General features: G+C 46.9%; 16 protein-coding genes, 10 tRNA genes and 2 rRNA genes (1 of these 28 running past the window's edge). 3 read left to right on the plus strand and 25 right to left on the minus strand.

Annotated elements, in window-relative coordinates; all coding sequences use genetic code 11:
* Positions 1-43: 43 nt before the first annotated feature.
* Positions 44-700: a fructose-6-phosphate aldolase gene (gene fsa, locus QFZ77_RS35560; RefSeq protein WP_047682483.1), complete on the minus strand. Its 657-nt coding sequence runs from the start codon at positions 698-700 to the stop codon at positions 44-46.
* A gap of 34 nt (positions 701-734) precedes the next feature.
* Positions 735-2,762, minus strand: coding sequence for a transketolase (gene tkt / locus QFZ77_RS35565; RefSeq protein ID WP_307448054.1), 2,028 nt, complete (start codon positions 2,760-2,762; stop codon positions 735-737).
* 115 nt (positions 2,763-2,877) lie between these two features.
* On the opposite strand from tkt, the gene QFZ77_RS35570 reads away from it, so the two are divergent.
* Positions 2,878-3,765 (plus strand): LysR family transcriptional regulator, encoded by an 888-nt coding sequence (locus QFZ77_RS35570; RefSeq protein WP_307448057.1) that lies wholly within the window; start codon positions 2,878-2,880, stop codon positions 3,763-3,765.
* A 275-nt stretch (positions 3,766-4,040) separates the two neighbouring features.
* Here the strand turns inward: QFZ77_RS35570 and QFZ77_RS35575 are convergent, their stop codons facing one another.
* The 3 genes from QFZ77_RS35575 to QFZ77_RS35585 are packed head-to-tail and all read right to left on the minus strand — an operon-like array spanning position 4,041 to position 6,847.
* Positions 4,041-5,054 carry a zinc-binding alcohol dehydrogenase family protein gene (locus QFZ77_RS35575; RefSeq protein ID WP_307448060.1) on the minus strand — a complete coding sequence of 338 codons (1,014 nt, stop codon included), beginning with the start codon at positions 5,052-5,054 and terminating at the stop codon, positions 4,041-4,043.
* 21 nt (positions 5,055-5,075) lie between these two features.
* The gene (locus tag QFZ77_RS35580; protein ID WP_307448063.1) at positions 5,076-6,020 is read right to left on the minus strand and encodes an aldo/keto reductase; all 945 of its coding nucleotides are present in this window, start codon (positions 6,018-6,020) and stop codon (positions 5,076-5,078) included.
* The gene (locus QFZ77_RS35585; protein WP_307448066.1) at positions 6,017-6,847 is read right to left on the minus strand and encodes an amidohydrolase family protein; all 831 of its coding nucleotides are present in this window, start codon (positions 6,845-6,847) and stop codon (positions 6,017-6,019) included. The genes QFZ77_RS35580 and QFZ77_RS35585 overlap by 4 nt, the downstream gene beginning before the upstream one ends.
* A 145-nt stretch (positions 6,848-6,992) precedes the next feature.
* On the opposite strand from QFZ77_RS35585, the gene QFZ77_RS35590 reads away from it, so the two are divergent.
* Complete coding sequence (locus QFZ77_RS35590) at positions 6,993-7,856, plus strand: AraC family transcriptional regulator (protein WP_307448072.1); 864 nt, start codon at positions 6,993-6,995, stop codon at positions 7,854-7,856.
* Positions 7,857-7,870: 14 nt separating this feature from the next.
* Here the strand turns inward: QFZ77_RS35590 and QFZ77_RS35595 are convergent, their stop codons facing one another.
* The 4 genes from QFZ77_RS35595 to QFZ77_RS35610 all read right to left on the minus strand — a co-directional run bounded on the left by QFZ77_RS35595 (position 7,871) and on the right by QFZ77_RS35610 (position 13,233).
* Positions 7,871-9,139, minus strand: a complete 1,269-nt coding sequence (locus tag QFZ77_RS35595; RefSeq protein ID WP_307448076.1) for an ATP-binding protein — start codon at positions 9,137-9,139, stop codon at positions 7,871-7,873.
* 271 nt (positions 9,140-9,410) lie between these two features.
* On the minus strand, positions 9,411-10,334 hold the full coding sequence (locus tag QFZ77_RS35600) for an NAD-dependent epimerase/dehydratase family protein (protein WP_307448079.1): 924 nt from the start codon (positions 10,332-10,334) through the stop codon (positions 9,411-9,413).
* A 156-nt stretch (positions 10,335-10,490) separates the two neighbouring features.
* A complete protein-coding gene (locus QFZ77_RS35605) occupies positions 10,491-11,825 on the minus strand; it encodes a (Fe-S)-binding protein (RefSeq protein ID WP_373462703.1) in 1,335 nt (444 codons plus the stop codon).
* A complete protein-coding gene (locus QFZ77_RS35610; protein ID WP_307448083.1) occupies positions 11,818-13,233 on the minus strand; it encodes an FAD-linked oxidase C-terminal domain-containing protein in 1,416 nt (471 codons plus the stop codon). The genes QFZ77_RS35605 and QFZ77_RS35610 overlap by 8 nt, the downstream gene beginning before the upstream one ends.
* A 119-nt stretch (positions 13,234-13,352) precedes the next feature.
* Here QFZ77_RS35610 and QFZ77_RS35615 point away from each other — a divergent pair, with 119 nt between their 5' ends.
* Entirely contained in the window at positions 13,353-14,066 is a 714-nt protein-coding gene (locus QFZ77_RS35615; protein ID WP_307448086.1) for a FadR/GntR family transcriptional regulator, read from the plus strand.
* A 21-nt stretch (positions 14,067-14,087) separates the two neighbouring features.
* Here the strand turns inward: QFZ77_RS35615 and QFZ77_RS35620 are convergent, their stop codons facing one another.
* The 16 genes from QFZ77_RS35620 to QFZ77_RS35695 all read right to left on the minus strand — a co-directional run.
* Positions 14,088-14,213, minus strand: a complete 126-nt coding sequence (locus QFZ77_RS35620; protein ID WP_307448089.1) for a hypothetical protein — start codon at positions 14,211-14,213, stop codon at positions 14,088-14,090.
* A gap of 65 nt (positions 14,214-14,278) precedes the next feature.
* Positions 14,279-15,472, minus strand: coding sequence for an anhydro-N-acetylmuramic acid kinase (locus QFZ77_RS35625; protein WP_307448092.1), 1,194 nt, complete (start codon positions 15,470-15,472; stop codon positions 14,279-14,281).
* Positions 15,472-17,124, minus strand: coding sequence for a beta-N-acetylhexosaminidase (nagZ, locus tag QFZ77_RS35630; protein WP_307448095.1), 1,653 nt, complete (start codon positions 17,122-17,124; stop codon positions 15,472-15,474). Before nagZ ends, QFZ77_RS35625 begins: the two co-directional genes overlap by 1 nt.
* Positions 17,125-17,328: 204 nt before the next feature.
* Positions 17,329-20,673: a response regulator gene (locus QFZ77_RS35635; RefSeq protein ID WP_307448097.1), complete on the minus strand. Its 3,345-nt coding sequence runs from the start codon at positions 20,671-20,673 to the stop codon at positions 17,329-17,331.
* 223 nt (positions 20,674-20,896) lie between these two features.
* Positions 20,897-20,975, minus strand: a tRNA-Leu gene (locus tag QFZ77_RS35640).
* Between the two features lie 47 nt (positions 20,976-21,022).
* A tRNA-Leu gene (locus QFZ77_RS35645) sits at positions 21,023-21,108 on the minus strand.
* A gap of 57 nt (positions 21,109-21,165) precedes the next feature.
* Positions 21,166-21,245: transfer RNA gene (locus QFZ77_RS35650), tRNA-Leu, on the minus strand.
* Positions 21,246-21,265: 20 nt separating this feature from the next.
* Positions 21,266-21,338: transfer RNA gene (locus QFZ77_RS35655), tRNA-Lys, on the minus strand.
* Between the two features lie 36 nt (positions 21,339-21,374).
* Positions 21,375-21,447, minus strand: a tRNA-His gene (locus QFZ77_RS35660).
* Positions 21,448-21,525: 78 nt separating this feature from the next.
* A tRNA-Thr gene (locus tag QFZ77_RS35665) sits at positions 21,526-21,601 on the minus strand.
* 11 nt (positions 21,602-21,612) lie between these two features.
* Positions 21,613-21,688: transfer RNA gene (locus QFZ77_RS35670), tRNA-Phe, on the minus strand.
* Positions 21,689-21,767: 79 nt separating this feature from the next.
* Positions 21,768-21,844: transfer RNA gene (locus QFZ77_RS35675), tRNA-Asp, on the minus strand.
* A gap of 15 nt (positions 21,845-21,859) precedes the next feature.
* Positions 21,860-21,935: transfer RNA gene (locus tag QFZ77_RS35680), tRNA-Val, on the minus strand.
* Between the two features lie 76 nt (positions 21,936-22,011).
* Positions 22,012-22,086, minus strand: a tRNA-Glu gene (locus QFZ77_RS35685).
* Between the two features lie 51 nt (positions 22,087-22,137).
* A 5S ribosomal RNA gene (gene rrf / locus QFZ77_RS35690) occupies positions 22,138-22,254 on the minus strand.
* A 106-nt stretch (positions 22,255-22,360) separates the two neighbouring features.
* Positions 22,361-24,345 (minus strand): 23S ribosomal RNA (locus tag QFZ77_RS35695); it runs 933 nt beyond the window's last position.

The following is a 24,345-nucleotide window of genomic DNA, read 5'->3' on the forward strand; positions in this document are numbered from 1 at the left end:
CCCGAACAGTGTGAACGTTACTAGGCTGCCTTATTACTAAAGTTTAAAACTTTTCTTGCTTTGCGCCTTCCCAATCCGCCAAAAACTTCTCGATCCCCGCATCTGTCAGCGGGTGTTTGCTCATGGATTCGATAACCTTGTAAGGCACTGTAGCGATATGTGACCCTGCAAGAGCAGCTTCAATCACGTGAGCAGAGTGACGAACGCTGGCAGAGATGATTTCGGATTTGATACCGTGTACTTGGAAAATTTGGCTGATTTCTTTAATTAGATTCATACCCACTTGGTTGATATCATCCAAACGTCCAATAAATGGCGATACGTAAGTTGCTCCTGCGCGTGCAGCAAGTAAAGCTTGCGTCGAGCTGAAGATCAAGGTTACGTTCGTTGGGATGCCCAGTGATCTGAAAACGCTAGTCGCTTGAAGTCCATCCAATGTCATTGGAAGCTTAATAACAACATTTGGGCTTAGCTTAGCAAGCTTCTTGCCCTGCTCAACCATTTCGTCTGCTTTCAATGAAACGACTTCTGCACTAATCGGTACATCGCCGACAATGGAGATAATTTCTTTCACGGTTTCGAAGAAATCTCTACCTTCTTTAGCAATCAGTGAAGGGTTAGTTGTTACTCCTGCTACTACACCTAACGCGTGAGCTTTGCGAATTTCGTCTACATTGGCTGTGTCGATAAACAATTTCATCTGTATCCCTACCTTTTCTCCCTTTTGTGGGCTCTTATTGGAAATACTTCTGTCTGATTTGTTGAACGATTGCATCTGCTGTAAAGCCGTATTCACGAATTACTCGATCTGCCTTCGCTGATGCACCAAATTTACGGATGCCAACAACGAAGCCATCGCCTCCCGTAATCTCTTCCCATCCTGCAGGATAGGCCATCTCAATGACAACATTTGCTTTTACTTGTGGTAAAAGGATGGCACTGCGCACCTCTTCTGGCTGCTGCTCGAACAATTCACGGCTTGGCATGGAAATAACACGAGCCCCAATACCATCTTGCGCCAACTGCTTCTTCACGTCAAGTGCTAAGCTCACTTCAGAGCCCGTTGCGATAAGTTGAATATCAGGGGTCGCTGATGCTTCAACATCAGATAACACATATGCTCCTTGATGAATATGAGCATAAGCAAGCTGATCCGTGCCCGGAAGCACCGGCAAATTCTGACGTGAAAGCGCGAATACGAACGGGCCTTCCTTCGCTTGGAGAACATACTCCCAAGCTGCTGCAGTTTCGTTAGCGTCCGCAGGACGGAACAACGTCAGATCCGGAATCATGCGCAGGGATGGAATCTGTTCGATTGGCTGATGCGTAGGGCCGTCTTCGCCGACAGCGATGCTGTCATGCGTGAACACGTACGCAACTGGGAGCTTCATGAGCGCGGACAAGCGAATCGCGCCGCGCAAATAGTCGCTGAACACGAGAAACGTTCCGCCGAAAGCGCGCAATCCGCCGTGCAGCAGCATGCCGTTCAGCGCTGCGCCCATGGCGAACTCGCGGACGCCGAACCAGAAGTTGCGGCCGCTGTAATCGGCAGCGCTGAATGCCGCGGCGTCATTAATCATGGTGAAGTTGGAGCTCGCTAGGTCGGCGGAGCCGCCTACTAGTTGAGGTACCCGCTTCGCCAAGCCGTTAATCACTTTGCCAGAAGCTGTACGCGTCGAAATAGCGCCGCTCTCTGGGGTAAAGCGCGGCACATCGGCGTTCCAGTCCGCTGGAAGGTCGCCGCGATTCGCGAGCTCGAATTGCTGAGCGAGTTCCGGGTGCGCAGCCTGGTAGCTGTTCCACAGCTGCTCCCAGCTGGTTTGGGCTTGAGCGCCCAGTTCCTTGTGCTGGGCGAAGTGCTTGTAGACCTCGGCCGGGACGTAGAAATCCGGCTCGAGCGGCCAGCCCAGAGCCTGCTTCGTCAGCAACAGCTCTTCTTTGCCTAGCGGCGAGCCATGCGTACCGCCGTGGCCGCCTTTGCCGGCTTTGTTCGGACTGCCGTAGCCGATCGTTGTTTTGATTTCAATCAGGGTTGGACGACCGAGATCCGCCTTGCCTTCTTCGATCGCGGCGGAAATCGCCTCGACGTTGTTTTGTTCTTCCACACGTAAGTATTGCCAACCATAGGATTCAATACGCGTCCGGATATTTTCAGAGAACGACATGTTTAACTCGCCGTCGAGCGAAATATCATTTGAATCGTAGAGCACAATTAGCTTGCCCAATTTCAAATGACCTGCCAAAGAAGCAGCTTCGGAGGAAACACCTTCCATCAAGTCGCCGTCTCCGCAAATAGCATACGTGAAGTGATCAACGATTGGGAAGTTCGGTTTATTGTAGACGGAAGCTTGATGAGCTTCGGCCATTGCCATACCAACAGCCATGGCAACCCCTTGGCCAAGTGGTCCCGTTGTCGCTTCTACACCTGCTGTATGACCATACTCCGGATGCCCGGGTGTGCGGCTGCCCCATTGACGAAATTCCTTGATGTCGTCAATGGTTACATCATAACCACTTAGGTGCAGCAAACTATAAAGCAGCATCGAGCCGTGTCCTGCAGAAAGAACAAATCGATCACGATCAACCCATTTGGGATTCGTCGGATTGTGCTTCAAGTGCCGTGTCCAAAGTGCATACGCCATAGGCGCAGCACCCATCGGCATACCAGGATGACCCATAGCCGCTTTCTCGACTGCATCGATTGTAAGCGTTCTAATTGTATTGATGCTTAACTCTTCAATGCCAACAGTTGTCTGATTCAAAAGAGATTCGCCTCCATCAATTTGGTTGTATTAATTCCATCTACTCTTTATTATAAGGATAGATGAAGCATTCAAATAATTGATAGTTTCGATACTCGCTATAGAAGGTGTCTATATGGTGAACTTTGAGCTTTATAAAGTATTTTATCTGACTGCCAAATCTGGCAGCTTATCTAAAGCAGCAAAAGAGCTTTATATTACCCAGCCCAGCGTCTCTCACTCGATCAAATTGTTGGAGGAGACTCTGGGGCTGCAGCTGTTTGCCAGAACGTCCAAAGGCGTCGAGCTTACTAAGGAAGGTGCTGTGCTGTTTTCCTACATCGAACAGGCTTACAATTTCATTTCACTCGCGGAAGAGAAATTAAGTGAGCTTCGTAATTTCTCGAGCGGAGAAATCAAAATTGGCGGCAGTGACTCCTTGTGCAAACACTATCTGCTCCCTTTTTTGGAGTCATTTCACGTGCAGTATCCACATGTGCAGATTAACTTAGTCCACGGAACGACACCGGAAATTGTGAAGCATCTGAAGGAAGGCAAGATTGATATTGGAATTGTCAGGACGCCTATTCTTGATGATCAATTGCAAGTGCACGAAGGTATTACTATTCAGGATTGCTTCGTAACGGGGCCAAAATACCGAGAGCTGTCAATGGGAAAAGTCTCCCTTGCTAAGCTGTTAACCTACCCGATCATCTTATTTTCGAGTAATAGCTCATCACGGAAATTCGTCACCCGAATTTTCAGTGAAAATGGCTTACTGCTGGAACCGGAAATTGAGCTCGGCAGCGTGGATTTACTCATCGAATTCGCAAAGATCGGCTTTGGCGTTTCCTTCGTAACCAAAGAATTTGTAGCGAAGGAGCTGGCAGACGGAAGCTTGTTTGAGGTGAATATTGACGCTACCATTCCGTCGACTAAGATCGGAATTATCACTTTGAAAAATATGCCGCTATCGACCGCGGCTTCTGCTTTCGTTGCAGAGCTGGAGAGTCCCGGGGATTGAGCCGAGGTGAAAATAACTTGGAGTCGGTACCTGAACAACCTCTACGCGGCCTGAGAGCGCCAAAAAGGCGCTTTCAGCTTGCTTTTTCGCTCCTAACATGCACAAAAACTCCAAACTTACAAATTAAGCGCCTTTTAGGCGCTCTGAACTTGATAGACCTCCCTAGGAGAGCGGATGGTTGGGAGCGGGAGGCTGGGGGCTAGTGTGGAAACCCCATCCGAGCGCAAACAAAGGCACGCCCAGCCAAACCCAAACTGGGCACGCCTTTTTCATTTTCACAAACTAACAATCGCTTTAATGACCTTCGACTCTGGCTTCAACCAAGTCTCGAACTGTCCAATCATGCTCTCGAAAGTCGCGCGGTGCGTGATGTAGCGCTCGATGTCGATGATGCCGTCTTGCATGGCGGCACTTACGGTGTCGAAATCCTCCATGGTCGCATTGCGGCTGCTCATTAAGGTCAGCTCCCGTTTATGAAAGTCGGGATCATGGAAGGTGATATCTGCCTTAACCAGTCCGACATACACGAGTTTGCCGCCATGTGCGGCAAGTCCGAACGACTCCGTCATCGACCTGGCGTTCCCTGTCGCATCGAATACGACGGTAGGATATTCGCCGTTCGTGAGCGCGGCTAGCTGCTCCTTCGGCTGCTGCAAGGCATTAATCGTATGGTCGATTCCTGCCCAATCACAGCAAAAGGCCAAGCGCTCATCGTTAATGTCCATCGCAGTTACATTCGCACCGAGCTGCTTAGCGAGGATCATGACGCCGAGTCCGATTGGACCAGCGCCAATTACCAGCACGTTTTCACCAGCGCGAAGTTCGGACCTTCTCACTGCATGAGCTCCGATGCTCAGCGGCTCTAACATAGCTGCTTGGTCCAGTGTCAGCCCATCGGTCTTGATGAGATGGCTGACTGGCAAGGCGATCAGCTCTCTCATCCCCCCGTCGATATGTACGCCAAGCACCTTCATATCTGTACAGCAGTTCGTCTTGCCATTACGGCAAGCAATACAAGTGCCGCAGTGCATATAAGGGACGATGCTTACTTGATCACCGACTTTTAGCCCTGTGACACCCTCAGCAATCTGTTCAATATAACCAGCCAGTTCATGCCCGAGAATACGCGGATAGCTAAAAAACGGCTGATTCCCTTTATACGCGTGCAAATCCGTCCCGCATATGCCAATCCTCTTGATGCGAACAATAGCTTCACCTGCTCTTAGACTAGGCTCCTGTACTTCTACTAGTTTAAACTTTTCGATCTGTTCACATATGATTGCTTTCATACCTGGTTTCCCCCTGTCCCATTACATATAGGTCTTCTCGTTATATTCGGGTCTTCCACTAATCCAAGATTTATTGTGAATAGGGGTCAGGATCTCTAACACTTCATGAAGCAGCTCGATGTCCATTGGTTCATCTGTCCACGCAATATTTTTGCGAATGTTGTCAGGGTTCGCTGTGCTGACTAGCGTCGTAGGGATGCGTTCATTCGCTGTTGCATACTGCACAGCCAACTTGGCAATGTCAGTTCCCTTACTTGCACAGTGTGCAGCAGCCTGTTTACATAATCGCTGGATTTCGCCTGAGGCTGGATGCCATTCCGCCGCTGGCCTAGTGCTCAGAAGCCCCATCGACAGCGGTGATGCATTCACCAAACCGACCCCATGCTGCTCCAGAAGCGGAACTAGATCCAGCAAGGAAGTATCATTCAAACTATAGTGACAGTACGACAAGACGGAATCGAGTTCTTTGTGAGCCAATGCCTTTTCAAATATAGATACCGGCAAACCGGATACCCCAAAATAACGAATCTTACCTGATTGCTTCAATTCATCCAGCGCAGGGAAGGCCCCTTCCAGAATCTCGTTAAATGGGACAAACTCCATATCGTGTAAATATAAGATATCAATATAATCCGTCCGAAGCCGCTGTAAGCTCTCATCGACACTTTCCAGAATTCGCTGCCTCGAGAAATCGAATGCCTCGGATCCGTACCGCCCTGCCTTTGTTGTCAGGATGAAACGATCCCGATCCAACTGGGCTATCGCCTTACCTAGTACTGTCTCTGCCTTGGTTAATCCATAAAAGGGAGACACATCAATCAGATTAATGCCCATATCAATCGCTGTATGAACGGTTCGAATACTTTCTTCTTCGTTCGTTTCACGAAATACAGATCCAAGTGAGGATGCACCAAAGCTCAGCACAGAGACGTCCAGTCCGGTTTTGCCTAATTTACGATATTTCATAATTTATAAAATTCCTTTGCATTTAGTCCGAATAAGCGGGCTTTATCTGCTTCCGACCAATTTCCTGGCAATGCTTGAGTAAGCACATCAACAACGTCATCGTACTCTGCTGCGAGCAAACAAACCGGCCAATCACTGCCGAATAAAACACGCTCCGCTCCGAATACATCTATCACATGCTGGATATAAGCAGTAAAATCCTCACGCTTCCACTCCGTATGATTGGCTTCAGTCACCATACCGGACAGCTTACAATATATATTGGGATGCTTCGCAATAGCGGCCATTTGGCTTTTCCAAGGCTCAATAACGCCATCCGCAATACGCGGCTTAGCCATATGATCGATAACTGCGCGTAAACCCGGAACCAAATTCAAAAGCTGAACCACCGGCTCTAATTGATGAGATACGACAAGCAGATCAACGGGTACATCTTTTTCGGCAAAATAACGGATCGCTTCTACAAAATGAGGCTCAAGTATAACACTCGCATCCGGCATTTCTTGAATCATGACCCTAAAGCCTACATATTTGGGATGCTGGCTAAATCTTTTGTAATGGATATGAAAGTCAGGATCATTCAGATTGAGCCAACCTACTACTCCTGCAATCGTATCTGATTCCTCGCTTAGGGATAATAGATAATCCGTTTCTTCTAATGTCGGCGCCGCTTGAACAACAATGGTTTTATTCAAGTTGTGCTGGTGCAGGTGGGAGAGTAAGTCGTCCGGCAGAAAATCACGATATAATGCCGACAGTTCCGGTGTAAGCCACCCATAGTCACCCCGATCCATCTTCCAATAATGCTGGTGTGCATCGATCCGCATAAAGATTCTCCTCTTCATTATCCGTATTTGGTACCGCTTTCTTCTATTGTATCACCAAATAAATCATATGAAATAACGATATCTAGCATATTTATACGGTTTTTTGATATCATGGGTCTACGAGCTAATTTGAAGGAGAGATCATATGCATCCTGTACGTAAAGTGTTCGATTCAAACGATGCCTTCCCGTTCTCATTTGCCTATAAAAACACGAAGAGCTCGCAAAGCGAGCTCCCTGAGCATTTCCATGATTGGTATGAAATTGTGTATGTGTATCGAGGAAATGGAACTTTCTTTATCGATCATACTTTTTATGAAATGAAACAAGGTGATCTCTTCCTCATCCCAGGCAATACGATTCACCGGGCAACGCCGGATAAAGAGACACCTGTAACGTCCACAGCGATTTATTTCAGCCCCAGCATCATACAGACTCTTCACTTGGGTGACTCTTTCTCTTATTTGCATTGCTTCGAGCAAGCCGCAGAACACCGCAATTACAAGTTTGAAACGCTGCTCCCGCAGCGTCAACAACTAGATGTGTGGTTGGAATCCATTCAATATGAATTCAAACATCCGAACTTGGGTCACCGGCAAGCTATCTTGCTGCAGCTCCTTCAACTCCTGCTTTTTTTGAATCGTGATTTGGGTTCTGGCACGAAGCCAAACGCAGGGGATTCCATCGCTCCCCCTATGTGGATGAGGGAAATTTTACTCTTTATCGATCAGCATTTCTGTGAAGACATCGGCCTTAAGACGCTTTCGAAGCAAGCCTCCGTCACGCCTGCCCATTTCAGCCGGGTATTTAAGCAGTTAATTGGGATGAATATTACCGCCTATATCATAACCAAACGAATAATACGAGCGAAGCAGCTGCTTAGCGAAAACGACCTCAACATTAGCATCATCGCAGAAATGTGCGGCTTCGAGAGCTTACCCCATTTTCATGCCATGTTCAAAAGAGTTCTGGGGATGACACCCGCGGCTGCTAGAAAGTCGGCTAGATAGCTGAGCTGCACTGGTTATTTGGAGGCGTTCAATCGAGCAATTGTGATCATATACGTGGTACCTTTGGCCACTTCACTCTTGACCTCTATCTTACCTTGCATCTTTCTAATAATGCTAAACGAAACCATTGTGCCAAGGCCCGTCCCTTTATCTTTGGTCGAAAAATAAGGAGTTCCAAGTCGATTCATTTGCTCTTTGGTCATACCAATACCTGTATCTCCAACCGAAATAACAACATGTCCGTTTATTGAATGGGCAGTAAATGTCAAAATCCCGCCATCAGGCATGGCCTCAATACTATTTTTCCCGATATTAATTAGCGCTTGCCGTAATTTATTTTTATCACCAAGAATCAGAAGCTCTTCTTGTTCGATTTGTTTGATGATCTGTACATTTTGATAGTTGGCATAGGAAGTAAGGACGTTAGCTACATAATCGATCTCATTCTTCATTTCGATTACTTCTATTTTTTCCGGTTCAGGTTTAGCGAAAGTTAAATAGTCGGAAATGATGTGCTCCGCACGCTCCAATTCCTCCAGACAAATTTTTTGATAATATTGTCTATTCGACGTCTTAAGGTCATCTTTCCCCATCAATTGTATAAATCCTCTGACCGAAGTTAAGGGGTTTCTTACCTCGTGCGCAACAGATGCCGCTATATCACTGACAATCTTCATCTTCTCGCTTCTTATGATTTCATCGCGCAATTGGGCATTTCTCTTGAAAGTTTCGAGTACGTATACAAATAAACCGGAAATAGCGCATTGGACAACAATTACACCGTAAAAAACCGGATAATTCGTATTAAATAAGGTAGACAGATTGCCTATGAGATAGCTATAAACGGTTAAACTTATAAGACGAATACTAGCATAAACAAGAATGGATGAGATCATTTTCTGAATCAATGATAATCCCTGGAACTTGATTACAAACCAGATAATCACCAAAAAAGTAGGTAGAAAAGCGATGATATATGCCATCTGGTTGGGACTGCCTTGTATAAATCGATAGACAACGACCACCGCATATAAAAAAAGAGAGACGTAAACGCCTCCATATAAGGAGCCTATACTTAGCGCAATACCGCGTAAATCAAAGGTAAAACCATTAAGTACGACCGGAAACGTCATTGTAGCCACGAGCGTGAAACAAAAAACAATGGCAATTATTGTCCGAGTGTAGCCATAATCACGATCTGACTTCATGATATAGGGGTAAAGGACAACAGGTAGAAACACAAGAAATAAATTGAATAGAAGATCCCTAACGTGATTAAACATATAGCCTCCCAGTACCGTCCATACACATAACAGTACCACTAAACATGATGTGGAAACAATTAAAAAAACAACCTCCATAGATGTCTATAGAAGTTGTTTAAGTTTAAGTTTAAGTTTAAGTTTAAGTTTAAGTTTAAGTTTAAGTTTAAGTTTAAGTTTAAGTTTAAGTTTAAGTTTAAGTTTAAGTTTAAGTTTAAGTTTAAGTTTAAGTTTAAGTTTAAGTTTAAGTTTAAGTTTAAGCCTATTAATTTTAAGGACGCCAGCCAACTAGTTATAACGGATTTTGTTCTTTGTAATAGTCAACGGTCTCTTGCAAGCCAATTCTTAAAGTATACACCGGACTCCAATCCAAACCGGTAAACGCAGCGCGATTATCCAATCGACTGTGAATGATATCTCCAGCTCGGGCAGGTGCGTAGGAGGGATTGAAGCTCACCCCGCTAATGTCGCACATTTCCTTAAGAAGAGCGTTAATACTTGTCTGCTCGTTCCAACTGATATTATATAAACCTCGGCTCCCCAGGTTCAGGGCGGCCATATTTGCACGAACGATATCTTTCACATAAATAAAATCTCTTGTTTGCTCCCCATCACCAAAAATCAATGGTTGTTTCCCCTCTAGAAGCTTGTCTACAAAAATCGAGACTACGCCTCCCTCACCCTTTGGATCCTGTCTAATCCCATATACATTCGAATAACGTAAAATCGTATAATCTAACTCATAAAGAGAAGAAAAACTCTCTATATAGTGTTCCGGTGTATGTTTAGAAATACCATAGAAGGATAGCGGCTTTATCGGATGAAGCTCATCAACACCCAAATATTGCGGGGTTCCATACACCGCTGCGGATGAAGCGTAAATCAGCTTCCGAACACCATGTTCCCTGCATTGTTCCAAGACTGCTATCGTTCCGAGAATGTTTATTTTAGCGTCTAGTAAAGGATAAGTAAGCGAGGTCTGGATATCGATTTGTGCAGCATGATGAATCACGACTTCTGGGCTCGCAGCGGTAAATGCTTTTGCTAATCCGTTATCTAACAAATCTCCACGATGAAAGACAGCAAGGGGATTCAAATTCTCTTCACGACCTGTAGACAAATTATCAAGAATATGTACATGATGCCCAGAAATGATCAATTGATCGACAATATGTGAAGCAATAAAACCGGCTCCCCCGGTAACTAAAATATTCATAAGCGCACGCCCCCATCATGTTAACGTAAATAAGCTACAATATAGATCACTCGACTTGCGTTTTATTATATTATAAATAACAAATAAAAAGAGCCATTATTTCGAACTAGATGAACTAGCTCCAGATAATGGCTCTATTTTTTGTCAGCCTTAGATTTAATTTTTCACGACTCTATCATATAAAAAGTCGGCAATATGGACGGCTTCCATGCGATCTTTTTGCCCATGCTTTTCAATACCCAGCTTCATTTGCAGCAAGCAACCAGGGTTGCTTGTAACCAAATACTGAGCGGCAGTAGCGTTCACATTTTCCATTTTATGTTCAAGAATTTGGTTCGCCATTACGGGCTGTGTGACATTATAAATGCCGGCCGAGCCACAGCAGGAACCTGCATCTTTCATTTCAATAAAGGCAACATTGCCTACCTCTTTCAGAAGCTGTCTGGAAGGATTGCTGCCTTTCATGACATTACGTAGGTGACAAGAGTCCTGATACGTAACGCGAGTGGAAGCTCCACCGTCAACAGTCTCTGCGAACTGGAGTGGACGTCCTTGCTCAACTAGAATCGTACTGATGTCCTTCACTCGCGCAGCGAACCAAGCCGAAGCTTCCTTCCATTCCGGCTCCTCGTGAAGCAAATGATCATACTCCACTAGAATGGCGCCGCAGCCACCCGCATTGGACACGATATAATCTACACCGGCTTCTTGGAAAGCGCGAATGTTATTCTTGGCCAAAGCTTTCGCCTGATCACTCTCACCGCTATGAGCATGAAGAGCCCCGCAGCAATTCTGCGTCTCTGGAATGACCACGTCAAATCCCGCTTCAGAAAGCAGCTTTACCGTTTTGATGTTCGTTTCGGTAAACAAAACATCCATTAAACAGCCGCGGAACATGCCAACCGTAGCAATCTTTTCCCCTTTTGCCGGAATGTAGGTGCCCAATTGCTCTACGATCCCTTTACTGGAAGCGTCAGGGAGTATTTTTTCCATATCGGATAAGTGCTTGGAAAATACCTTTACAGCGCCTGTTTTCCTAACGACGGTTTGCAACCCTGATTTTTTATAAAAATGAAGGCCTGATCCTAACAAACTCATCCTTTTTTGATGAGGGAATAGCTCCTTGAACACCAGCTTACGTACACCGCTTACCCACCATCTGTGCTGCTTCGTGTGCGTCTCAATTGCATCGCGCGCCTGCTCAATTAACTGACCATATTTCACATCAGCCGGACAGGCTGGTTCACAAGCGCGGCATCCTAGGCAATGGTTCATTTGGTCTTCGAAGCTGATACCTGGCTCCATAATACCATCCACGGCCGCTTTCATAAGTGAAATTCGTCCGCGAGGAGATTCGGCTTCCACGCCGGTCTCCTTGAATGTCGGACAAGCTGGCAGACAAAAACCGCAGCGCATACAATTGGTTAACTGCTCGTAATCCAGCTTCTGTACCAGTGTTTCTTGAAGTGTTGCTGCTGCGAGCTTAGCCACGATCAATCACCACCCTGCGTCTGGACTCTTTGGCAAACATTTTACCTGGATTTAACAGATGGTGAGGATCGAAGACTTCCTTAATCCCTTTCATCATGGCGATTCCGGTACTTCCCACTTTCCATTCCAAGAAAGGCGCTTTGACTAAACCAACGCCATGCTCGCCAGTAATCGTCCCCCCCATCCCGATTGCCGCTTCAAATATTTCTTCGAAGGCTAATTCAACACGATGTATTTCTTCGTGATCCCTGGCATCCGTCGTCGCCGTTGGATGAAGGTTGCCATCTCCTGCATGTCCAAAGGTACAAATTTGCACGCGATGCTTCTCGGCTATGCGATTGATTTCTAGGACCATATCAGCAATCTTAGAGCGTGGAACCGTTGCATCCTCCAATATCGTTGTTGGGCGTAAACGGGCGAGAGCGGTAAAGGCGCTTCTCCTTGCCGTTAACAGCTTCAGAGCTTCCTCTTGATTGCTCGCAATGCTGACTTCATCCGCCAGCTCCTCGCGGCAAATTTCTGAGATCCGTTCGATATCCCGCTCAACAGTTTCCATATCACCATCCTGTTCGATTAACAAAATAGCTGCCATATCGAGCGGAAGTCCCAACTTGGCGAAATCGTCTACAACACGAATCGTTGGATTATCCATGAATTCTAAGGTAGCCGGAATGATGCGATTTTCAATGATTTTGGATACCGTACGAGCTGCTCCATATAAGTCTTTGTACATGGCGAGCATCGTTTTCTTATATTTGGGAGGCGGTATTAGCTTAAGCGTTGCTTCGGTAATGACGGCTAATGTACCCTCCGAGCCAATAAGGAGCTTCGTTAAATCATAGCCGGCCACGTCCTTCATCAGCTTCCCGCCAGTACGCATTATTTCGCCTGAGGCTAGGACACATTCTAATCCGATCACATAATCTTTGGTGGTGCCGTATTTTAAGCCGCGAAGACCTCCGGAGCATTCCGCTATATTTCCGCCTATCGTCGAGATCGACATACTGCTTGGATCTGGTGGATAAAATAAGCCAAGATTTTCAATATGTTCAATGAATTGCTTCGTAATGATTCCCGGCTGAACGGTTGCCGTTAAATTTTGCAAATCAATGTCGAGTATCGCATTCATTCGATGCATGACCATCACGATGCCCCCTTGAACAGGGACCGTTCCGCCGCAAAGATTCGTGCCTGAACCTCGGCTGACCAGCGGAATGCGATGCTCATTTAACACCTTCATAATCTCAGATACCTGCGCCGTATCTTTGGGATAGATCACACCTTCAGGCAGCGCTTGGAGCATGGGTGTCCCATCGTAAGAATGCGTAACAAGAGATTCCATATCATCTTTGAAAAATGCTTCGCCTACAATATCCTGCAGTTTTTGTCTTACTCGGCTTTCAAGCATAAATACCTCCCATGGGACTGCTCATTTATTTCAACACAATTGATCATGTGATCAGATGACTTTTTTTCTATTTTAACTTATGATTGAATAGATGTATAGATACTTCATGGGGGAATTATATGACATTTCAGCAGATTCGACCGCAGAAGGGCTCGGAAATCGTGCTTCAGCAAATTAAAATGCAAATCGAGACGGGTACATATGCACCAGGTTCGAAACTTCCTACCGTCGTGGAGCTTGCAGCTAGCTTTCAGGTTGGCCGTTCTACGGTTAGAGAAGCGCTTAGCGGATTAAAGGCAATGGGCTGGGTAGATATTCGACATGGCGGAGGCACCTTCGTTACGAACCCTTTGCCAATAGACAGCAGCAGCCTCTTTGACCAAGGCCAAACGCTGCAGGAAGTGCAGGAGGTGCGAAGATTCATAGAGGCGGGTTGTGCTTCGTTAGCCGCAAATCGCCGTACCGAAGGAAATCTGACGTCACTCAGGCAGATCCTTAGCACGATGGAAGCAACACTTGAAAATGAAGAAGAAAGCGAGCAAGCCGACATTCGCTTTCACCTAGAAATCGCCAAAGCCTCTCACAATTCCCTCATGATCGGGATGATGGAGTCATTGACGGAGCGGTTGCAGCAAAGTATGAAGGCTTCTCGCCGTCTATGGTTTTTTGCTGAACGTGCTTCCGCTGAGAAGCTCCTCCAGGAACACCGTGACATCGTCGATGCCATCGAGATTAAAGATGAGCAGCTTGCAGCGGAGAAGATGTCGCAGCATATTCATAAAGTGGATCAAGTAATTCAAAAGCTTGCTAAAATCTCTACGGATACATTCTGAGAAACTTTGCTGCCTATTCTTCTATAACTGGTATCCGCTCGATTCGGGGATCGGTAAAGATGTCATACTCATCCCGGCTAGTGCTGGAAAATTCAGAAACAACTCTGCTGTGCGCTCTTGAGCCCTCGTGATCTCGCTTCTATTCATCTCTTCTTGCCCTCCCTAAAAGTACCATCGGATATTGCAGTCTGCCAGTTCTATATCAAAAGAATCTAAGGCAGGGCTAACTTGCCCATGATCGTAGGTCGTTCAGCTCCGGTAGCGGATGGCAGATTATTAGGCGCGCCATGAATCCAATCGTTACCCAGCAAGGCAAAGAGGACAGCTTCTTTGGCATCACCTGATAAGCCAAGTTCATCCGATGTAAGAATGGATTGCTCCGGAAGCAGCTCTCGGAGCATTCCGAGCAGCGTCTGATTATGCGCCCCGCCGCCGCTAACAATCACTTCCGCAATGTTATACTCTGGGAAAACGAAGTCGTTGTAAGCATTGGCGATAGAATGCGCGGTAAATGAAGTTGCTGTCGCGACGATGTCTTCAGGAGGTAATCCTCGCTCAAGAGCAGTCGCCAAATAAGAAGAGGCGTATGCTTTACCAAAGAGCTCCCGCCCCGTTGTTTTGGGTGGAGGGAGTTTGAAGTAAGGATGTGCCAGCATGCTATTAAGCAGCTCTACATCTACAAAGCCGATAGAGGCCCACGCGCCATTCGAATCATAAGTCAACCGGCCTTGTGAAAGCTCAAAGACAACTTGGTCCATGATCATATTGCCTGGTCCTGTATCAAAGGCGATAAGACGATGAGAATCGGTCGATGCGGAAGCCGGAATGGCGGTGCAATTGCCAATCCCGCCGATATTTTGGAGAATACGACCCTTTTCCTCATGGCGGAACATAATAAAGTCCCCGTATGGCGCTAGCGGTGCACCTTGACCGCCAACCGCCATATCCGCTGTACGGAAATCGCCAACAACAGGTCTTCCCGTCCGCTTAGCAAGGACGGATAAATCGCCGATTTGCAGGGTTGATTTCGGCAGAAATGGATTCGCTTCATCCGCGAATGGAATATGCCATACCGTCTGACCATGAGAGCTGATGAGATCAATTTGCTCCAAGGGAATGTTAGCCGCTGCTGCCGCACGTAACACTGCATCGGCAAAGCGCTCTGCTATCGCGAAGTTCATCCCGCATAGCAAAGACACATCGGAATGTTCGATGGAACATAATTCTTTGAGCTTTTCCCGTAATTCATCTTCATAGGCGAAGCTCTCAAAGTGGAGCACCTTGACCTTCGCGTCAACGCCGCAGCCATCAATTCGAACAAGCGCGACGTCTATGCCGTCGAGGGAAGTACCTGACATGATTCCAGCAACCGTCAGAGATGTTTGGTTCAAAAGGGAACGCAGCATCACAAACCACCCTCCCACTTCCATCCTGCAGGATAGTCTAAACCGAGCGAGACCGGCAGCCGGCCTTGCGGAGTAAGCTGACCTAGCAAGCACTTGGCCGCACTTTGCAGGGCAAGCGGCCGGCTTTCATAAGCCGCGACGAAGGTTGAAATCTCCGGCAGCTCCAGCAAATCGTAAGGCACTCGCAGTGCGACGACGACAAGCGGCTTGCCGAGCGTCTGCAGGGCTCGCACCAGCTCGATCTGCGCGGGATGGAATCGGGCGTTGTACGTCCCGATAACGATCTGCTCCGCCCGCTGCGCCTCGGCGAGCAGCCCAGCGCTCCTCGCTGCCACCTCCGGCAGCGGCAGCACGCGATCGAGCACGTCTAGGCCGTGCTCGGCCAGCGCAGCCCCCAAGCTCGCGGGGCCCGCGTATGTTTCGTCGACACCCGACGAAACAGCTGCGGCCACAGTGATCGCGAGCGTCTTCACCCGCTTCAGCGGGAGCAGCTTCTGCTCGTCTTTGACGAGCGTGATGCTCGCCTCGCTGAGGCGCTGGGCGACCGCGCGGTGCGCCGCGGTCCCCACTTCATCCGCGGCAGCCGCATTTGGCCGCGCTTCAAACAAGCCGCGCCGCTCCTTGAGCGCGAGCAAACGGATTACCGAAGCGTCAATACGCGCTTCGGTAATCCGCCCTTCGCGCACCGCGCGCTCCAGCGCGTCGATGGCCGCGAGCTGGCGGTCGCGGCTGTGGCTGATCAGCACAAGATCAGCACCCGCTTCGACCGCCATGACAGACGCCGGTGCTGTGCCGTAATGCTCGGAGATAGCGTTCATTTCCATGCAATCGGTCATGATAACTCCCTCAAAGCCGAGCTCCTCGCGGAGCAGTCCAGTAAGTACCGACTTCGAAAGCGTAACAGGCAGCTTAGCCGATTCTAAAGCGGGGAAATAAATGTGCGCTGACATAATAGCATCCACGCCGTTCTTGATCGATGCAACGAAAGGTACCAATTCAACCGCACGAATACGCGCTTCGGAATGCTCGATCGTTGGTAAATCCAAATGTGAATCCACATTCGTATCCCCATGACCCGGGAAATGCTTGGCCGTTGCGACGACCCCAGCATCCTGGTAACCTTGCATCGACTGACGTCCAAATTCAGCGACAAGTTCCGGAGACTCCCCGAATGATCGAACACCGATAACGGGATTATCCGGATTATTATTCACATCCAGAACAGGTGCGAAGTTCATATTAACGCCCAGCGTTCGTAGTTCCTGCCCTGAAATAAAGGATGACTCATAGGCAGACTTTGAACCGTCAGTTGCTTCAAGAGCTCCCGCGGCTAGTGCCATCTGCCCAGGCATTAACGCCACGCCTTCCGTTAAGCGAGCCACCATGCCGCCCTCTTGATCGATGGATATCCATAAAGGCAGATTCTGAGAACGCTTTGCAACTTGTTGGAGCTGCTCGGATAACCGAGCAACTTGCTGTGTATCCTGTACATTACGAGCGAAATAAATGACCCCGCCTATGTTATTTTGTTCAATAAAGTTCTCCAGATCTTCGGTCATACCCGTGCCTTCAAATCCACAAAGGATCATTTGACCGATTTTTTGCCGAAGCGTCAATTCATTGAGGTCCCTCTGGCTCCTGCTCATATTCATCTCGTTTATTACTCCCCTCGTAAAGCAATCAAATTCATCTATGTAAGTGTTTACAAAGTGAACCGAATACCTATTATTATAGGAATAACAAAATAATATTTCAATACAAATATAAAACATGAAATTTTATTTTAAATAAAATCAGAACCGATTAGAATGAAAAAGAGGCAAACGAATGTATCCACATTCGCTGCCTCTTTTATGCTAACCCATATAGTTATCTATCGCTGCTAAAACCTCTTGTAATTTACGATTAACTTCTGTCAGCTTAGATTCCAGCTGTTCATAATTACTTTGTGTATCAAGAGTTGTATCATGAATTGCATCCTGCAAGTCATATGCTGAGCTAGAAAGATCTATCGCCCCAATATTGGACGCAATCCCTTTCAGCGTATGGACCAGCAAGATAGCTTTCTTGATGTCGTCTGCTTGAAGCGCCTCTCGAATTTCAACAGCTGTTTCTGCATGATTTTGCACAAATAGCCGTAAAATCCGATGATATAATTCCGTTTTATTTCCCAAACGCTCCAGTGCTTCTTTTACTTGTAAAACAGGCAAGGTTTCATACGTTTCTACAGTGGCAGCGGCTTGTGACAAGCCTTGCAATTTCGTGCTTTGAATCACACGCTGCAGCACACTGAACAGTTCAATCGGTTCAAAGGGCTTTGTTATATATGCCTTCATTCCTGCTTCAATCACTTGCTCCTTTACGCCCTTCACCGCATCAGCCGTCATCGCGATAATGGGGGGAACTTTGTAGCCCATCTCTATGATTTGACGCGTAGCCTCATATCCGTCCATCACAGGCATTTGCAAGTCCATTAATATGGCGTCATATCGCTTATTTCCGACCATTTTTATAGCTACCGCACCATTCTCCGCTACATCGACAAACATCCCTTTCTCACTTAGAAACTCTTTGGCTACCATCTGATTGATCTCATTATCTTCAACTAACAAAATGTTGGCGTTGCGAAGCTCAGTGAATTTCTCTGCTTGATCCTGGTCCTCTAAGATGCGCTTTTCCAAAGATTGAGAGATCTGAGGCTCAAAAAAACCTAAAATTTCGTTATACAGTTGTGACTGGCTAATAGGAAAGTAAAGCACTTTCATGACAACAGACGTATGAGCAAGCTCTTGCAATTTTGATTCGTGATAAGCACTAATCAGCACAAGAACTTGAGATGGCGTCGAATAGTTCGTTTTGATATTATCCACAAGTTGAACGGCATCCGCATGTTCCAGCTGCCAGTCGATAAGTACCAAATCAAACCGACAATCACGGTGGATATTTGTTATCTCGTTGACCTCCGACCCGATGACACAGACAATGAACTGCAATTGTTCAAGTTGATTTTTCAAAACCAATTGCATCTCGGGGCTATCGCATACAAGTAATACGCGAAGGAACTTCAAATGAAAGTCTTTCTCTACTTTAAAAAATACATCCGTGCTGTGATCAAAACGTGAGGTAAAGGTAAAACAAGACCCGCTTTCCAGCTCGCTTTCTAAGTCGATTGACCCGCCCATGAGTTCGATCAGCTTTTGGCTAATGACCAGCCCAAGGCCAGTGCCCCCGTATCTGCGGGTCATCGACATGTCAGCTTGCGTGAACCCGCGGAAAAGTTGTTTTTGCTGCTCCTTAGTCATACCAATCCCTGTATCGCTAACGTTAAAACGGAGCACAACCCCTTGGTCGTTGTTCGATTGCAATTGGACGGAAATGGCTACTTCCCCGTATTCCGTGAACTTAATCGCATTATTGCACAGGTTTAGCAGCACCTGATTTAATCGGAACGGATCTCCCTTCAGCATCTGAGGAACCGCGTGATGAACAGAGAAGTGGAGCTTGAGCCCTTTTTCAAACACTTTAAAGCTCATCATCGTCGAAATATTGTTAAGCACCTCATACAAATCGAAATCGATTTGTTCCAAGACGATCTTCTTCGCCTCTATCTTCGAGAAATCGAGGATATCGCTAATAATGGAAAGCAGACTCTTGGCGGATAGAACCGTTTTGTCCAAGTAATCCTTTTGCTGGTCCGTCAACTCTGTTTGCTGCAGTAAATAATTAAAGCCAAGAATCGCATTCATGGGTGTACGGATTTCGTGGCTCATATTCGCAATAAACTCGCTTTTGGCGCGATTTGCGGCATCAGCCGCTTCTTTTGCCTCTGTTAACAATTTATTATTGCCCTCAAGCTCTGTAGTGCGATTATCAATCCGTTCCTCTAAGCTTTCATTGACTTGCAATAACTCTTGAATCAGACATACATTCGTATTTTCTAATTCAAGCGCTTCTAAATTTCGTTCTTTGAGCTTAGACGACATCTCATTAAAGGCATTGGTGAGCTCGCCAATAACGTCTTTTCGATAATTTTCTATAACAATGCCAAAATTGCCATTTCGAATATCAATCACTTTTTCATTTAATATTTTAATAGGTGTAATGATCCATTTCGTTAATAAAAGACTTAGCGCGACCAAAATAACTAACACAATCAGAGCCTCTATACTAAACTTGAACAGCAGAGAATGAATGTCTTCTGTCAATTCATGTTCAGGTATCGCAATGACTAAGTACCAATCAAAATTTCCATTATAAGAATATTTACTAACATCTAAAAAATAATTCTCACCCATAATTTGATACTTACCCGAACGAGTTTGCAATTCATTATTAGCCTTCGCTTTGATCAATCCATTACTTTCTTTAATTACTTTATTTTCTGATGTGCTAGCTCTGACTCTCTCATATTCTTCCCCTTTTTTCGTAAATAAGGTATTTCCGGTTGAAGTTGCAATTAATTCTCCTGTAGGCTCCATAAGGAAAGCCAGACCACTTTTACTAATATTAAGATTTCGCATATGCCTAGCTACTTTATCTAGAGAAATATCCGTACCAAAAACCCCAACAACTTTGCCATCAACTGATATTAGTGGTTTTGAGGTTGTGATTCCCAGACCAGCTTCAAATACGCCTCCATACACTTTCGACCAATAAGTAGTTCCCGTCCATTTCGCTTGCTCATACCATGATTGTTTTCGAGCATCAAAATTCGTAACAACCTTTAATTCCTTCATAAAATTACCAAATTGATTGACTTGATTGACCATAACCCTGTTGGAAGGTTCACCTGTCGAAGAAGAAATTTCTAGAACACCATTATTTATTCCAGACGATACGAATTTACCTGATTCATTTGCATAGTAAGCATAGTCAATAAAGTCATTATTGCGAACTTCTTCTAGAAAAACCTTCCCCAACTTATCGACATCTTGTAGGTTTAGAGAACCATTTTCCTCTAACGTGACATTTAAGCTATTCACATACTCCGCCGGTTTAAAATAGCTGTCCAACTGATTAAATAAATCGGATTGTATATGATGGATGACGCGCAAATTCGTTTTGTCAGTGACTTTAGATGTAAATCCATTGACTTGTAGATAATAAATAGCTCCCAATATAAGGGGTATACATATAAATGGAAAAATGATTTGTTTATGTAGACTTAAACGACTATATGTACGCGCAAAGCTCTTTATCATCGGTAATGCCTCCAAATGAACTAAGTCTATGTATTCATTTATTCGACATGGTTTGACGTTATCCTTGGTTGTAATGTAAATCTGTGGCAAAATAAGATCGCCCACAGGAAGGCCTCGTGACCAAAGGAACAGCCCTTGTCGAAATCCTATTCGGGGATTAAACGACAAAAAAAGTGGTTGATCAGGAAAGCTTCCTGTCCAACCACTTTACTTTGTTATGCGATACCGGCAAGAGGACTCGAACCTCCACCCTTTCGGACTCGATTTTGAGTCGAGCGCGTCTGCCATTCCGCCATGCCGGCTTATATGCGCGCCTTAATGAGTTAAGCCGCGCATGCTGTTAAGATAATGCCGAAGACCGGACTTGAACCGGTACGGTAGTCACCTACCGCAGGATTTTAAGTCCTGTGCGTCTGCCGATTCCGCCACTCCGGCTTAATTGAAGCTCCGAACTGGAGTAACTAAGCTACAATCCAGTTCGTCACTTTTGGATGCGCGTAGAGGGACTTGAACCCCCACGGTCGCCCGCTAGATCCTAAGTCTAGTGCGTCTGCCAATTCCGCCATACGCGCATGCTGTAAATAAGGCAAAATGAGTCATGTAGGATTCGAACCTACGACACCCTGATTAAAAGTCAGGTGCTCTACCAACTGAGCTAATGACTCATGTTTAAGACATGAGTTCTTGATTGGAAAAGAATGGGCGGACGACGGGACTTGAACCCGCGAATGCTGGATCCACAAACCAGTGCGTTAACCCCTTCGCCACGACCGCCATATGAATAAGTCTTGCTGGGCCCCGAAAAAGTAATCGGCGTTTCTACAAAGCCTTGCTTCACTTTTTTTGGTAATATGGTGCCGTCGAGAGGACTTGAACCCCCAACCTACTGATTACAAGTCAGTTGCTCTACCAGTTGAGCTACAACGGCATATTCAAGTATGGTGGCTCGGGACGGAATCGAACCGCCGACACGAGGATTTTCAGTCCTCTGCTCTACCGACTGAGCTACCGAGCCATGCTAGATGTTAATATAGGGTTTCCCGGAAAGTAAACGGACGTTACTTCAAAACTTAGCGTCACTTTTTGGGGAATAATGGCGGAGCTGACGGGATTCGAACCCGCGGTCTCCTGCGTGACAGGCAGGCATGTTAGGCCACTACACCACAGCTCCAAAATGTACGTGATATGGTGAACGCTGACGGGATCGAACCGCCGACCCCTACCCTGTCAAGGTAGTGCTCTCCCAGCTGAGCTAAGCGTTCATGATGAAATCATTTGGGTCCCGCGCAAAGTATTAGAACTATGCTTCGTCAGCATCTCGTCACTTTGTGGGGATATTGGTGACCCGTAGGGGACTCGAACCCCTGTTACCTCCGTGAAAGGGAGGTGTCTTAACCACTTGACCAACGGGCCTTATTTCCGCGCGAAAGAGGCGGCAAAAAAAATACCCAACTAGTGGGTACTGCTTGGCAACGTTCTACTCTCCCAGAACCCTGCGGTTCAAGTACCATCGACGCTGGAGGGCTTAACGGTCGTGTTCGAGATGGGAACGCGTGGGTCCCCTCCGCCATCATCACCAAACAGTCAAAGCGTGTTTGCGCCTTGAAAACTAGATACGAAACATTTGTAAAGTAATCCTTAGGTTTCAAGCAGAGAGACTTTAATCTACGATTAAAGATCCCTATATTAGGTTAAGCCCTCGACCGATTAGTATTCGTCAGCTGCATACATTGCTGCACTTCCACCTCGAACCTATCAACCTCGTCGTCTACAAGGGGTCTTACATACTGGGAAATCTCATCTTGAGGGGGGCTTCGCGCTTAGATGCTTTCAGCGCTTATCCCCTCCGTACATAGCTACCCAGCGATGCCTCTGGCGAGACAACTGGTACACCAGCGGTACGTCCATCCCGGTCCTCTCGTACTAAGGACAGCTCCTCTCAAATTTCCTACGCCCGCGACAGATAGGGACCGAACTGTCTCACGACGTTCTGAACCCAGCTCGCGTACCGCTTTAATGGGCGAACAGCCCAACCCTTGGGACCTACTTCAGCCCCAGGATGCGATGAGCCGACATCGAGGTGCCAAACCTCCCCGTCGATGTGGACTCTTGGGGGAGATAAGCCTGTTATCCCCAGGGTAGCTTTTATCCGTTGAGCGATGGCCCTTCCATTCGGTACCACCGGATCACTAAGTCCGACTTTCGTCCCTGCTCGACTTGTAGGTCTCGCAGTCAAGCTCCCTTATGCCTTTGCACTCTGCGAATGATTTCCAACCATTCTGAGGGAACCTTTAAACGCCTCCGTTACATTTTAGGAGGCGACCGCCCCAGTCAAACTGCCCACCTGACACTGTCCCCATACCGGATCACGGTACCAGGTTAGAACTCCGATACGATCAGGGTGGTATCCCAACGATGCCTCCACCCAAGCTGGCGCTCAGGCTTCAAAGGCTCCCACCTATCCTGTACAGATCGTACCAAAGTCCAATATCAAGCTGCAGTAAAGCTCCATGGGGTCTTTCCGTCTTGTCGCGGGTAACCTGCATCTTCACAGGTATTAAAATTTCACCGGATCTCTCGTTGAGACAGCGCCCAAGTCGTTACGCCATTCGTGCGGGTCAGAATTTACCTGACAAGGAATTTCGCTACCTTAGGACCGTTATAGTTACGGCCGCCGTTTACTGGGGCTTCAATTCATAGCTTCGGGGTTGCCCCCTAACCACTCCTCTTAACCTTCCAGCACCGGGCAGGCGTCAGCCCGTATACTTCGCCTTGCGGCTTCGCACAGACCTGTGTTTTTGCTAAACAGTCGCTTGGGCCTTTTCACTGCGGCCCCCTCGGGCTATTCACCCTACCGAGGCACCCCTTCTCCCGAAGTTACGGGGTCATTTTGCCGAGTTCCTTAACGAGAGTTCTTCCGCGCGCCTTAGAATTCTCTTCTCACCCACCTGTGTCGGTTTGCGGTACGGGCACCTTCGCCTGGCTAGAAGCTTTTCTTGGCAGTGTGAACTCATGACCTTCGGTACTTAAAGTTTCCCTCCCCATCACAGCCCAGCCTTACGATGTGCGGATTTGCCTACACATCAGCCTCACTGCTTGGACGAGCATCCATCAGCTCGCGTCACTATCCTTCTGCGTCACTCCATTGCTCATAACGGCTACGGTGGTACAGGAATTTCCACCTGTTGTCCATCGACTACGCCTTTCGGCCTCGCCTTAGGTCCCGACTTACCCTGAGCGGACGAGCCTTCCTCAGGAACCCTTAGGTTTTCGGCGGATCAGATTCTCACTGATCTTTTCGTTACTTATACCGGCATTCTCACTTGTATGCGCTCCACCTGTCCTTACGGTCAGAATTCAACGTACATACAACGCTCCCCTACCCATGCACATACGTGCAAGCCATAGCTTCGGTGGCGTGTTTAGCCCCGTTACATTTTCGGCGCAGAGTCACTCGACCAGTGAGCTATTACGCACTCTTTCAATGGTGGCTGCTTCTAAGCCAACATCCTGGTTGTCTGTGCAACTCCACATCCTTTCCCACTTAACACACACTTGGGGACCTTAGCTGATGGTCTGGGCTGTTTCCCTTTTGACAATGGATCTTAGCACTCACTGTCTGACTCCCGGATTTAAGTTTGTGGCATTCAGAGTTTGACTGGACTTGGTAAC

The sequence above is a fragment of the Paenibacillus sp. V4I3 genome (genome assembly GCF_030817215.1).
Taxonomy (GTDB): domain Bacteria; phylum Bacillota; class Bacilli; order Paenibacillales; family NBRC-103111; genus Paenibacillus_E.

Bases quoted from the DNA above. Each gene is read 5' to 3' on its own strand.
- fsa (WP_047682483.1), bottom strand. From the start codon at position 700: ATGAAATTGTTTATCGACACAGCCAATGTAGACGAAATTCGCAAAGCT.
- QFZ77_RS35570 (WP_307448057.1), top strand. From the start codon at position 2,878: ATGGTGAACTTTGAGCTTTATAAAGTATTTTATCTGACTGCCAAATCT.
- QFZ77_RS35575 (WP_307448060.1), bottom strand. From the start codon at position 5,054: ATGAAAGCAATCATATGTGAACAGATCGAAAAGTTTAAACTAGTAGAA.
- QFZ77_RS35580 (WP_307448063.1), bottom strand. From the start codon at position 6,020: ATGAAATATCGTAAATTAGGCAAAACCGGACTGGACGTCTCTGTGCTG.
- QFZ77_RS35585 (WP_307448066.1), bottom strand. From the start codon at position 6,847: ATGCGGATCGATGCACACCAGCATTATTGGAAGATGGATCGGGGTGAC.
- QFZ77_RS35590 (WP_307448072.1), top strand. From the start codon at position 6,993: ATGCATCCTGTACGTAAAGTGTTCGATTCAAACGATGCCTTCCCGTTC.
- QFZ77_RS35595 (WP_307448076.1), bottom strand. From the start codon at position 9,139: ATGTTTAATCACGTTAGGGATCTTCTATTCAATTTATTTCTTGTGTTT.
- QFZ77_RS35600 (WP_307448079.1), bottom strand. From the start codon at position 10,334: ATGAATATTTTAGTTACCGGGGGAGCCGGTTTTATTGCTTCACATATT.
- QFZ77_RS35610 (WP_307448083.1), bottom strand. From the start codon at position 13,233: ATGCTTGAAAGCCGAGTAAGACAAAAACTGCAGGATATTGTAGGCGAA.
- QFZ77_RS35615 (WP_307448086.1), top strand. From the start codon at position 13,353: ATGACATTTCAGCAGATTCGACCGCAGAAGGGCTCGGAAATCGTGCTT.
- QFZ77_RS35620 (WP_307448089.1), bottom strand. From the start codon at position 14,213: ATGAATAGAAGCGAGATCACGAGGGCTCAAGAGCGCACAGCAGAGTTG.
- QFZ77_RS35625 (WP_307448092.1), bottom strand. From the start codon at position 15,472: ATGCTGCGTTCCCTTTTGAACCAAACATCTCTGACGGTTGCTGGAATC.
- nagZ (WP_307448095.1), bottom strand. From the start codon at position 17,124: ATGAATATGAGCAGGAGCCAGAGGGACCTCAATGAATTGACGCTTCGG.
- QFZ77_RS35635 (WP_307448097.1), bottom strand. From the start codon at position 20,673: ATGATAAAGAGCTTTGCGCGTACATATAGTCGTTTAAGTCTACATAAA.